Consider the following 11,748-nt stretch of genomic DNA (forward strand, 5'->3'; position numbering starts at 1 on the left):
CTCAGAAGCCAACCTGATCGCCGCCTTTTAGTGCGAGCCGCATGCGCGCTTCTGCTGGCGTCGCGACCTTAAGGCCAAGGTTTTCAACGATTGATCGGATGCGCGTGACCTGTTCCGCGTTAGATTTTGCCAACTCACCCTTGCCGATGAACAGGCTGTCTTCGAGACCGACACGCAGGTTACCGCCCCGCATCGCGCTTTGGGTCGCAAATGGCATTTGGTGACGACCAGCGGCAAGGACCGACCATTCGTAATTCTCTGCTCCGAACAGCTTATCGGCTGTGTTGTGCATGTGAGTCAGATGGTCGGCATCCGCGCCAACTCCACCCAGGATGCCAAATACCATCTGAATGAAAAATGGCGGTTTGATCAGGCCCTGATCCACGAACCATTTGACGTTGTAGAGATGTCCAAGATCATAGCATTCGAACTCGAATTTGGTGCCATGATCGCCACCAAGTTTTTCGATGGCGTAACGAATTGTTTTGAAAGTGTTGGGAAAGATAAAGTCTTCCGTCATCTCCAAAAATGGTCGTTCCCAGTCGTGCTGAAACTCGGTGTATTTCTGCAGCATCGGAAAGATACCAAAGTTCATAGAGCCCATGTTGAGCGACGCCATCTCTGGGCTGGTAGACGTCGCCGCCAGCAGCCGCTCATCCATCGACATCCCCAAGCCGCCGCCGGTCGAGACATTCATCACAACATCGGTGGACTGTTTAATTACGGGTAGAAACTGCTTGAACAGCTCAGGTCGGGGATCGGGTTTTCCTGTCTCCGGGTGCCGTGCGTGCAGGTGAATGATTGATGCCCCTGCCTGGGCCGCCTCAATACTGGCCGTCGCAATCTCGGCCGGTGTAATCGGCAGATGCGGTGACATTGACGGCGTATGGATGCCTCCGGTCGGCGCGCAAGTGATAATGACTGGCTTGGGCATCAGAGTTTCATCTGCTGCACTTGTGCAGACAGCCCCCCGTCCAGAACCCACAACTGGCCAGAGGCATAGCGCGCCTCGTCCGAGGCAAGCCAGTTGACCAAATTTGCAATATCCGCGGGCGTCCCGTAGGTCCGCATTGGATGAACATCACGCACGGCCTTTTGCAGCGTTTCAATGTTGCCACCTCCTCCGCCGGATCCATCGCCGTTGAAGAAGCTCTGCAGCATTGGAGTGTCGATATAGCCAGGGCAGATGGCATTCACCCGGATACCTTCTGGGCCATGATCGCAAGCCATTGCGCGGGTCAAAGCGTGAACTGCACCCTTGGTCGCGCAATAGGCCGCAAGCCCAGGGTCTGCGATGAACCCGTCGTAGGAGCCAAAATTGATAAGGCTTGCGCTATTCCCTGTCTTCGCCGCTTCGCGCATTAGGGGGAGGGCGTATTTCGAGGTCAGGAACGTGCCCGTGGAATTAATCGCAAAGCTTTGATTCCATTCCTCCAACGTGGTCTCTTCAACCGTTTTTTCGATCTCGATCCCCGCCGCGTTCACTAGGATGTCCAACTTTCCGTGTGCGGCGCGCACATGATCCATCGCCGCAACCGAGTCTGCTTCTTGAGTCACATCCAGCTTAACAAAATGACTGCCATCATCGTCGTGTTGATCTAACGACCCTTCCGGTGTGAGGTCAGCGGCAAATACCGTTGCGCCCTCTCTTAGAAACCGAGCGACAATCGCGCGCCCGATTCCACCGCGGGCACCAGTCACGAGAGCAACTTTTCCGTTCAGCATCATTGGTTTCAATCCTTCAATGGCGGATAGCGGTAGCGGCGTGCAGCCACTGTCCAATCCAAATTGTTGCGTACATACTGCTGACTTGCATCGGACGGCGGGTTGTAGTCCCAAGGCTCGCTGGCACCGGCCTCCATCGCGGCATGTAATGCACGGCGCGATTTTTGCGTGGCGATTATCTTCTTTCGCAAAGCACTGCCGTCCCAACGCTCGACGACTTCAGCTGCAAAACGAGTTTTCGCGTCAGAGTAGCTTGGGTCCGAAGCTAAATTCTTCGTTTCCATCGGGTCAGCACTCAGGTCATAGAGCTGCGGTGGGTCGCTATCGCAATGAATATATTTCATGGGCCCGCGCCGGATCATGATCACAGGATAGCCCGTCATCTCGGCACAATATTCTCCGATCGCCTCATCAACTGGATCGTCTTCACCCCGAGCCAAAGGCATAAGGCTACGACCGTCGATCGGCTCTCCGATCATCGTCTCATCACCGCCGCCGATGTCGATAAATGTCGGCAACAGATCGACCAGTGACACCGCATTCTGCGCCGTTCCAACCGCAATGCCCGGCCCGGCCATGACTAACGGAACTCGCGCGGAGTGCTCAAAGAAGTTCATTTTGTACCACAGCCCTCGTTCACCCAGCATGTCGCCATGGTCGGCTGTGACAATCACAATGGTGCTGTCCAACTCGCCCGTTTCTTCGAGGATTTGAACCAGCTCTCCGATTTTGCTGTCGAAGTAACTGACGTTTGCCAGGTAGGCATGGCGCGCGCGCAGGATTTCTTCCTCGGTCAGTGGCACATAAGACGCTTCGATCCCATCCAATAAACGTCGTGAAAAGGGGTCTTGATCCTCCAACGCGGGCACAAACGCGGGCAAGTCAATTTCATCATCCGTATACAGGTTCCACCATTCGGGCCGCGCAACGTAAGGATCATGCGGGTGAATGAAGCTTGCAACCATCGCAAAAGGCGCGTCATTGCCAAGCGCTTTGTCTCGGGCCGCATCGAACAGCCAGCGTTTGGCAGCAAAACCGACCTCGTCGTCATAGTCGATCTGGAAAGTCGCGTGGGCAACGCCGCTTTCCTTCACCGTTTGCATGTTGTGATACCACTTGTCGATCCGCTCGTCCGAGGCCTCCCAATCCGGGGTCCACGCGAAATCAGCAGGATAGATGTCGGTTGTCACACGATCCTCAAATCCATGCATCTGATCCGGCCCGACAAAATGCATCTTGCCTGCCAAACATGTACGATAGCCCAGCGATTTCAGATAATGCGCAAATGTCGGCACCGAAGCCTTGAACTCGGATGCATTGTCGTAAGCTGCGATGCGACTGATGTGCTGACCCGACATAAAGGAAAACCGTGAAGGCGCACAGAGAGGGGAATTGCAGTAAGCTGCATCGAAGCGCATGCCGCGCGCGGCCAACGCGTCAAGATGTGGCGTCTTGGCGACCTTATGCCCGTACGCCCCTGTGAAATGCGGAGCCAATTGGTCCGCCATGACCACAAGGATGTTTGGCCGCGTCACGTGGCACCTTTTGCGTAAGCGTCCAAGACTAAGCCATGGAAGTGATGAACGGCGTGCTCGGACTTGCCGGACCCGTCCGGGTCATTGACGATCCGACCTTGGGTGAACGCAGGTGTATTCATCCCGCGCTGCACACTTTCGACAAGGCTGATATCTTCGACCTGAAGAACTTCGTCCAGATAGCGAATTGCGTCCAACTCCATCGCGTCGGGTTCCGGCGTCTCAAGGAAGAAGTCATAGGTCTCAAGCGTCCGATCTGGCCCAACAGGGATAATGTTCAACACGATCATGCTGGACCGTCCCGGATATCGCATCAGGCAAGTGGTAGGATAGAGCCACCAAACCGCGTGGGTTTTTACCGTGGCGTTTGAGACGTCATAGGCGGTATTTGGACTGTTGCCTGCGTCAGCCATATGGCTGGAGTAAATGCCGTAGGTTGTAACCTTGTAGGTATCCATATCCACGAGGTCACAAAAATCCTTATGGGCCGTAGGGCAATGATAGCACTCAAGGAAATTGTCCACGACGTTCTTCCAATTCGACTTGATGTCGTAGGTCAGACGGTGGCCAAAAGTGAGTTGATCCACATCTGGTGCCCAATGGCGCACCTCGGTTTCCAGGTTTCCGGATTGCTCTGACAAAGAGGCAGCCGTCGGATCCAAATTGACAAAAACAAAGCCGCAAAACTCTTCGACCTGCACTTCGTCGAGGCAAATCTCATCCTTGTTGAAGTCTTCGAGGTTTTCAGTATGTGGCGCACGCGCCAATTGCCCGTCAAGCTTATAGACCCAGGCATGATAGGGGCACATAATCCGTGTGGTATTGCCTTCGCCTGATAGCAGTTCATGAGCACGGTGTTTGCATACGTTGTAAAAGGCGCGAAGCTTACCCTCTTTGTCACGCACGACCGCAATAGGCTGACCGGCAACATCCACCGTTACATATGATCCCGGCTCACGTGTTTTCTCGACATGACACACCCATTGCCAAGTTTTGGAGAGGATGGAGCGAAGGTCTGCGTCAAACCACTTGCGCTCGGTGTAGGCAGCGGCCTGCAATGAGCTGGAGCGTGATGGGTCAGCATGATAGCCAAAGAAAATTGCAACTGAATCAGTCATGATAGCGTCTCCGATGTTAGGTTAAATCTATTGCGCGTGGGATTCGAAGCTATGTTTAATCAGCCGCTAGTTTGATTATTTTCGCTAAGCATTTGGCTTTCGGGGACACCGTACTAACCCATCAAGCACTGCGTTTAGCTGCCAAGCGAATGCTGGGCCCTTGACTGCATCTGTTATGCGGTCATTCGTGCACACTGCAGGAATCGGCAAAATGGGCTCAAACCGAACATTCTCTGCACTGCGGTTGTGGGAATCTGGCGGAGTGTCTGGATTGCGGGACAAAGTCGCCTTTTGTTGACGCCGCTTTTGCTCACGCAGCATTTCCTCGCATCTGCGGCAGCGTCCTCTCGTTGGTGCAGAAAATTTCACGAGACCGGACAATGAAGCCCATTCGGTTAGTCGGCTTTCAATCCGACCTTTCGCCGCGACCAACCTCAATCACCAAGGGGCGGACGAAGCCAACATTCATTCGTTGAACGCTTTCGACGGGTCGTCCAGTGTAAAAGGGCGTGAATCGCACATAGCTGTACGTGGAGAAGTTTTGACCCTTTGGAAAAGGCTTATGAGAACGTTCAAGCGACCGGAATTCGCTGGGTCTGATCACAGGAGCAGGGAAGCATTTATACGCAGCTTTTGTCAGGACTACAAAGCCTGGAATGATCATTGCATGGCGATAAGCACCGCAACCGAGTGTCTCAAACGTCCAGAAATGATGTCAGAGTTATCGAAGGCTTACTCTGATTTCGTTGGCAAATACGCCACTCCCGACATCGAGCTACAATTGATATCTTTCGGAACAGATGCATTCTTCGACCCAAGCAGGCTGACGTGCGGAACTGCGGGAATCGAAGGCTCTCGTCTGAAGCAACCGTTTTTAATCAAAAGCGTACACGGGGATTGGTCTGATGAGTACATTGCACATAACAAGGAAAGCGTGGACGGCTCGTTTCGGCTCGAACAGATTTACTTTATAGATCCATTTCCTGAGGATAATAAGGAGAACGAAGCCGCTTTTCTTCCTATTTTGTGAACGTCAAAGTTGGGCTCTTCTGGCACCTTCGTCGCAAGATCCATGAACGACCGCTCCAGGATGGAGCTCCCTTTGCTGCGCGTCGTATGAATGGGCAAGATGCAGGACAAATCTGGGGTTCAACTTTTCTGTGGTGGTGTCTGCTTATCTAATAGTCGTATTATCCTTTCAGTGAGCTATGCTTGAACCAGAACAGGTAATTTGATCGTGCAATTTGGTGTTGTTGACCTTCAAACCTGACAAATTTGGATTTTCTATCAGGTCGCTGCTCAGACTCCCACATCGCTCGACGAACACCCACCTTGGCGTTAAGTTGCCCGAACAGGTTGGCGAAAATGATCAACCTCGAATGCACGGATTGGGCGGAGGCAACAAAGCATTATGCCTGAGAAAAATTAATGACATCGAGATTAACGCATTTCTTCCAAAAAGCACTTGGCCGTAAGCGCAATAGTCACAGGTTATCGAATGAGGACGAAAATTTTGTCGGCAGCGCAGCCGCGGGAATGTTGGCACAAATTCAGCACGAAACGAATATGCGCGCCGCGCGTGGGAACGAGTCGATCTCCGTTCGTCTTGTCCCCCAAGTGCCAGTACGGGATGCGGATGCCGCGGCGGGTTGGATCGGAGGGGGGCTCGTTTACCAGTTGGTTTGAGTTGGCCAGAAATCAATTCTCCGACGCAACTTTTGGCACAAATCAACTGTAACCATTTGCCAGACGATCTTTGGCAAGGGCTAGGCCCCCGCGAAGGCTGGCTTGCAATCTTTCTTGATCCCAAGAGCTTTAAACTAACGGCGCTGCACTTCGATCAGGCTGGTCCTTTCGTTTCTTCTCCCGAGGTTGATAAAGAGTGTTACATTCTCGGCATTGACCACCGTCGACGGACTCCAAACCGCACTTGGCAGTTTACACGTTGGCCGGTAGACATCGTGCCTGTTTGACCAGGGCAGGATGGCCCGCGTCTCTCCGGTCGCTGTGAAATCACCCGCGAACGCTACTACGAACGCCATGACTTCTTTGAAAATCACCGGCGGCCATTCGATTGGCCGTCTAGGATATGTTAGTAGGTTCCGAAGTGGAGGTTCCAATGGCGAATTTGATTGTCAAAAACTTATCGGTCGAAGTTTATGGACGTCTGCGAATTATCGCAGCGGAACGAGGTGTAAGCATCGAGGAAGCCGCTCGGCAACTTCTCGACGAAGTGTCACGACCGTCAGAAAAAGTTGGTGAGGTAATTGTGGAATACGTTCAGAGCCTGAACGCGCTTCTTCCTGAAATCAAACGGAGCGACGAAGGCCCAGAACCGACAAACTTCAACTGACTTTTTAAGGTGCGATCATCTTTGTTTCAGTAAATGGTCGCAGTTCAAAGCCTGGTTTCCATCCACCCAGTGATAAAGCGAACAGAAATCCCCACAACCCAAGCCCTCTATTTCAGCTTCTTTTCGGCGTTAGGACTTCCGTTTCGATGTGGGCCATAGAAGGTACCGTGCACTGCAGTTACTCAACCAGGGATCGCTTCACAAAGCACCCCTTCAGCGATGTTCGTGGTTTGCTGCGTAAGGTGAAATCAGCAATAGGTTGTGAAGGGAGCTTAACCTGCCAGTTCCTGAATCTGTCTGCCAATTGCGGCCTTGAGCCGTGACCTGATCTTGTGCTCATAACGGAGGCTTAGCTGTTGGCAAATGTAAAGTGATCTTGGCATCACTGCGCACTACCAATATTGGAATTGAGTTTGAGGCTAACAATTTGGCAGGGATTAAGCCGAAGCTCCTAAAAAAGAGCTCTACCACTGCGCCACGCAGGACGTCATGTGCGATCCTAAAGCTGTGTGAAGAAATAAATCCTGCAGCAGAGCCTGTTTTTTGTGTCAGAGCGACCGCACAAAGATGCTGCCCCGTTATCCCTGATGTCGCTGTCCACGGCATTTAGACTTCAAAGTGGTTTTCAAGAACCTCACGAAGGGAGTAGACCGATCTTCAATACGGCTAAACGATTTGAATGAAGTTAAATTTTCAATGTTTGGTCCAATTGATCCATCACTCGAAACCCTGATCGCGCAATGCCAAGGCTCCCAAAATCGATGAGCGTGTCTTGAGGGCGGCCCGATAGTCAGGCGAGTACACCCCCAACCAGGAGTTAGGTTTGTGTACTCGTCCTCTGAAACCGATTTGAGGAGGAAAGCGCGAAGCGTCAATCTCTCGCCTCAACCGTTCGTCGTTCAGAAAAAATGGATTCTCGTCTTGAGATGAAGAAAAGAAAAACTGATCGGACTTGAAGCTCGTTCGTACATCTACCGGAACAAGTGGAAACAGGGTTAGCTCTTCTTCTGGCTGAAATAGAGCACTAGAAGCCAAGGCCCGCGCCAATTCGGTTTTTTCTTTTGTTGGAATCCATAGATTTAGCGGCCGTTCGTCCCTAGAGCCAAAAGCCATGTTGCCTATGTAGCCGAAGTTCTCGCTCATGAAGTCCTGCAGCTTTGAGCTGATCTCCGTTAGCGGAAGGGCTTTCAAATAAGTGGGACCGGCACTTCTGACATGCAGTGCGGCTAAATTAAGTTCGACGAAGTGATAATAAATGTCGATTCCAATTCGCTTGTCCCAATGCTGTGCACCTGGAGCCCCAAACAGAAACGAAGCACGAGCGCCATCCTCTCCCATGGTCAAGGTGATAGATGCTAGCAGCTTGTCGATTGCTTCAATGTGGATCTTGCTTGGCGCCATTCGAGACTTTGTAAACTCGCGACATCGGACAATTGTGCGCGACACCGATAGATCATCTCTAAAACTGCGTCAAAGCCAGAATGATGAAAACATGGACGTGTGTTTTCTAATTCCGTTATCGAAATTGCTGCTGAACCCCGCGGCCCCCTCCCAAAAGAACTACGAGAATTCCGGCGACATAAGTCTCTCCGGGGCAAAAATGCCGCCGGATCCAACAAATGGAAGAGGAAAGCGAGATAACGGAAGAGCTTAGGAGAAATTTCCACCTGCCGTTCTCTGCACATTGCACTAAGGTCCGGTTCGGCCTCAAAGGAAAATCCCGCTGCCAAAAAGGAAAATCTTTGGTGCATGTATCAAAAAGTGAGATGGTGGAGCCTAGGGGAGTCGAACCCCTGACCTCTTGCATGCCATGCAAGCGCTCTCCCAACTGAGCTAAGGCCCCATAAAGGTACCGTCGTAACGGTGGACGGACGTTTATGAGACGCCGTCGATGAGTGCAAGTCCTAAAATCGGAATCGGCAAAAAATTCAGACCGACTTCGCGGACCGGGTCGAGGCGGCGGGGCCGCCTCGGGATCCATCAGTTTTCGTCTTCTGACGACATGTCCTTGATATCGTCGAGTGAAACGTTATCGCCATCGTCATCGTCGTCCAGCAGATCATCGTCCAGTTCGACATCGACGTTGTCGTCATCATCCAGAACGATGTCTTCGTCCGACGACGCTTCGCGCGCCTTGACCGATGCGGCATCTTCAGCATCCGCGGCGATCATCCGGCTTTTTCCGGTGTCCAGCTCCACGACCTCGCCCGTATAGGGGCTGACGATCGGGTCCTTGTTCAGGTCGTAAAAACGTTTGCCGGTTGTCGGGCAGACACGCTTTACGCCCCATTCTTCCTTGGGCATATCAAATCCCCTTGATATCAGGTGAATCTCATCAATGATTCAGGTCACCTGCCACATGCGGCAGGCACTGTCAAAGCCTTTGCGCAAAGGAGGCCCACCCATGGGGCGACACGCATTGCCCGGAACACCTCCGGTGCCGCTGACACTGCGCAGATCGGCGCGCGCACGGCGGATCAGTTTGCGAATTTCCCAATTGGATGGACGGGTTACGCTGACCTACCCGACAGGGGTGGCTGAAGCCGAAGCGCTGGATTTCGCACAGCAGAAAGAGGGCTGGATCCGCGGGCACCTGCAGGATCGACCTAGCCTTGAAGCAGTTGGCGTAGGGCAGTTCATTCCGATCGAGGGTACGGCGCGGCGAATCGTTCCTGCATCGGGGCGGAGGGTCTTGCTGAGTGGCGATGCGATCGGGGTTCCGCCCGGTGCCGAAGCACGGCGACTAGCGCGGTTTCTAAAAGAGCTTGCCCGCGATCGTCTGACCGGTGCGTGCGATGATTACGCGGCGATGCTGGGGCGGTCGTACAGTAGCCTTACTTTGCGCGATACGCGTTCGCGCTGGGGGTCGTGCAGTTCTGCGGGCGGGTTGATGTTCTCCTGGCGGTTGATCCTCGCCCCGACAGAGGTTCTCCATTATGTGGCCGCGCATGAAGTGGCGCATCTTGCCGAAATGAACCACTCACCTGCGTTCTGGGCGCAGGTCGAGCGTATTTTTGGCCCTTACAAAGAACCACGCCGCTGGCTGCGAGACAACGGGGCTGAACTGCACAGATATCGCTTCGACTCCGTCGCTTGACCTCAGCGCGATTTGTGATCACATAAACTCATGTTAACCTCACGCCCCGCCGAGTCTCATACGGCAACCCATGATCGCGTTTATCGCGCCCTCAGATCCCGCATCATGCATGGAGAGATTGCCCCGGGGCAGGCGTTGACGCTGCGCGGGATTGGCAAGGAATTCGGTGTGTCGATGACTCCCGCGCGCGAGGCGGTGCGACGTCTGGCGGCAGAAGGTGCTTTGTTCCTGTCCACCTCCGGTCGGGTATCAACGCCGGAACTCACGCGCGATCGGATCGAAGAGCTGGCGGCGCTGCGCGCGCTGCTTGAGGTTGAACTGGCCAGCCGGGCCCTGCCGCGCGCGCATATGGCGCTGATTGACCGGTTGCAAAGCATCAACATGGCAGTAGCCGAGATGGTCACGAAACGCGATGCAGTGGGATATATCCGTGCAAATCTGGAATTTCACCGCACGCTGTATCTACGCGCACAGGCCCCCGCGATGCTTGCCATGGCCGAAACCGTCTGGCTGCAGCTGGGTCCCACGATGCGTGCCCTATACGGTCGGTTGCGGAGGACCGAGCCACCGCACTACCATCGTCTGATCATCGCAGCGCTCAAGGCCGGGGATGAGCCTGGGTTGCGACTAGCAGTGCGTTCGGATGTGACCCAGGGCTTGCGGCTGCTTGTGACCTGAGCGGCTTGTTGCCCATCTCTCAACTCAGTTGATTTAGGATGTCGCTTTGCTGGCTTGAGCGACCGGGCTGCGCTATTCTGAACGCAAATCACAACAAGAGCAGATTTAACCATGATTAATCGAAGAGTGTTTTCCTTAGGGCTTGGTTCAACCCTGTTGGCGGCCTGTTCCACAGGCACCGCTCCCAACAGTGCTCCGGCTTCGCGGATGCGTGCGGTTCCGAACGCAGGATGGGATGCCTGGGTGGCCAGTTTCAAAAACCGGGCAGCGTCACAGGGCATTTCACAGACGACCCTTAGCCAAGCGTTTCAAGGCGCAGGATATCTACCCGACGTGATCGAACGCGATCGCAATCAGGTCGAATTCAAACGCTCGCTTGAGGATTATCTGGCGATTGCTGCCTCGGATGAACGGATCAACACTGGCAAGCAAATGCTTGTGCGGCATGCAGGAACCCTGTCGCAGATCGAGGCCCAATACGGTGTCGACAAGGAGGTCGTCGTGGCTGTTTGGGGCCTGGAAAGCCGTTATGGCGCACGGCGGGGCGATGTACCGGTGATCTCGGCAACGTCGACTCTGGCCTATGACGGGCGGCGCGGAGCGTTTTTTGAGAAGCAACTGGTGGCAGCGCTGAAGATCATTCAAGAGGGCGATACGACCCCGGCTAACATGACCGGCAGCTGGGCCGGAGCGATGGGCCATACACAGTTCATTCCGACATCTTACCTTGCTTATGCGGTCGATTTCACCGGCGACGGGCGGCGCGATATCTGGTCCGATGACCCAGCAGATTCACTTGCGTCAACGGCGGCTTATCTGGCACGTGCCGGTTGGGTGCGAGGGCAGCCTTGGGGCGGTGAAGTCGGCACGGTTTCGGGCACGCCGGCGGCAGTGCTGCAACCGCAGACGCCTGGCCCACGTATTGCTGTGTTCCGCAATTTTCAGGTAATCAAGCGCTACAACAATTCGGACAGCTACGCGATCGGCGTAGGTCATCTTTCTGATCGCATTGCTGGCGGCGCGCCGTTCCAAGCGTCATTCGGGCCGGATGCGACCGGTTTGACACTGGAGGATCGTAAAGAACTGCAGCGCCGCCTGACATCCGCGGGCTATGACACACAAGGCGCAGATGGTGTTATCGGCAAGAATACTGAGGCGGCAATTAGCGCCTACCAGCGCGCCAACGGGTTGTCCGTGACTGGCCAGCCTTCGGTGGCTCTGTTGCAGCGGTTGGGTGGCTGA

12 protein-coding genes and 1 tRNA gene are annotated in these 11,748 nt (G+C 54.1%); 6 read left to right on the top strand and 7 right to left on the bottom strand.

Annotated elements, in window-relative coordinates; translation table 11 throughout:
• Position 1 precedes the first annotated feature (1 nt).
• The 4 genes from kce to ACR0BT_RS13195 are packed head-to-tail and all read right to left on the bottom strand — an operon-like array spanning position 2 to position 4,378.
• The gene (kce, locus tag ACR0BT_RS13180) at positions 2-934 is read right to left on the bottom strand and encodes a 3,5-dioxohexanoate:acetyl-CoA acetone transferase (protein ID WP_170636279.1); all 933 of its coding nucleotides are present in this window, start codon (positions 932-934) and stop codon (positions 2-4) included.
• Positions 934-1,701 (bottom strand): SDR family NAD(P)-dependent oxidoreductase, encoded by a 768-nt coding sequence (locus ACR0BT_RS13185; protein WP_480763343.1) that lies wholly within the window; start codon positions 1,699-1,701, stop codon positions 934-936. Before ACR0BT_RS13185 ends, kce begins: the two co-directional genes overlap by 1 nt.
• Before the next feature lie 32 nt (positions 1,702-1,733).
• The gene (gene betC, locus ACR0BT_RS13190) at positions 1,734-3,260 is read right to left on the bottom strand and encodes a choline-sulfatase (RefSeq protein WP_480763344.1); all 1,527 of its coding nucleotides are present in this window, start codon (positions 3,258-3,260) and stop codon (positions 1,734-1,736) included.
• Positions 3,257-4,378 (bottom strand): aromatic ring-hydroxylating oxygenase subunit alpha, encoded by a 1,122-nt coding sequence (locus tag ACR0BT_RS13195; RefSeq protein ID WP_480763345.1) that lies wholly within the window; start codon positions 4,376-4,378, stop codon positions 3,257-3,259. Before ACR0BT_RS13195 ends, betC begins: the two co-directional genes overlap by 4 nt.
• A 667-nt stretch (positions 4,379-5,045) precedes the next feature.
• On the opposite strand from ACR0BT_RS13195, the gene ACR0BT_RS13200 reads away from it, so the two are divergent.
• From ACR0BT_RS13200 to ACR0BT_RS13210, 3 genes are all read left to right on the top strand, one after another.
• Positions 5,046-5,408, top strand: a complete 363-nt coding sequence (locus ACR0BT_RS13200; protein WP_480763346.1) for a hypothetical protein — start codon at positions 5,046-5,048, stop codon at positions 5,406-5,408.
• Positions 5,409-6,027: 619 nt separating this feature from the next.
• Positions 6,028-6,351 carry a DUF1963 domain-containing protein gene (locus tag ACR0BT_RS13205; RefSeq protein ID WP_480763348.1) on the top strand — a complete coding sequence of 108 codons (324 nt, stop codon included), beginning with the start codon at positions 6,028-6,030 and terminating at the stop codon, positions 6,349-6,351.
• A gap of 146 nt (positions 6,352-6,497) precedes the next feature.
• Positions 6,498-6,731: a FitA-like ribbon-helix-helix domain-containing protein gene (locus ACR0BT_RS13210; RefSeq protein ID WP_480763350.1), complete on the top strand. Its 234-nt coding sequence runs from the start codon at positions 6,498-6,500 to the stop codon at positions 6,729-6,731.
• A 717-nt stretch (positions 6,732-7,448) separates the two neighbouring features.
• Here the strand turns inward: ACR0BT_RS13210 and ACR0BT_RS13215 are convergent.
• The 3 genes from ACR0BT_RS13215 to ACR0BT_RS13225 form a co-directional block, all read right to left on the bottom strand.
• Entirely contained in the window at positions 7,449-8,132 is a 684-nt protein-coding gene (locus ACR0BT_RS13215) for a hypothetical protein (protein WP_480763351.1), read from the bottom strand.
• A 366-nt stretch (positions 8,133-8,498) separates the two neighbouring features.
• Positions 8,499-8,574, bottom strand: a tRNA-Ala gene (locus tag ACR0BT_RS13220).
• Between the two features lie 137 nt (positions 8,575-8,711).
• The gene (locus ACR0BT_RS13225) at positions 8,712-9,035 is read right to left on the bottom strand and encodes a TIGR02300 family protein (protein WP_170402007.1); all 324 of its coding nucleotides are present in this window, start codon (positions 9,033-9,035) and stop codon (positions 8,712-8,714) included.
• 100 nt (positions 9,036-9,135) lie between these two features.
• Here ACR0BT_RS13225 and ACR0BT_RS13230 point away from each other — a divergent pair, with 100 nt between their 5' ends.
• From ACR0BT_RS13230 to ACR0BT_RS13240, 3 genes are all read left to right on the top strand, one after another.
• Positions 9,136-9,828 (top strand): M48 family metallopeptidase, encoded by a 693-nt coding sequence (locus tag ACR0BT_RS13230; protein WP_480571347.1) that lies wholly within the window; start codon positions 9,136-9,138, stop codon positions 9,826-9,828.
• A 30-nt stretch (positions 9,829-9,858) separates the two neighbouring features.
• Positions 9,859-10,506 (top strand): GntR family transcriptional regulator, encoded by a 648-nt coding sequence (locus ACR0BT_RS13235; RefSeq protein ID WP_170395556.1) that lies wholly within the window; start codon positions 9,859-9,861, stop codon positions 10,504-10,506.
• Between the two features lie 111 nt (positions 10,507-10,617).
• The gene (locus ACR0BT_RS13240) at positions 10,618-11,748 is read left to right on the top strand and encodes a lytic murein transglycosylase (protein WP_480592345.1); all 1,131 of its coding nucleotides are present in this window, start codon (positions 10,618-10,620) and stop codon (positions 11,746-11,748) included.

Source organism: Ruegeria sp. CJ6, assembly GCF_056536665.1.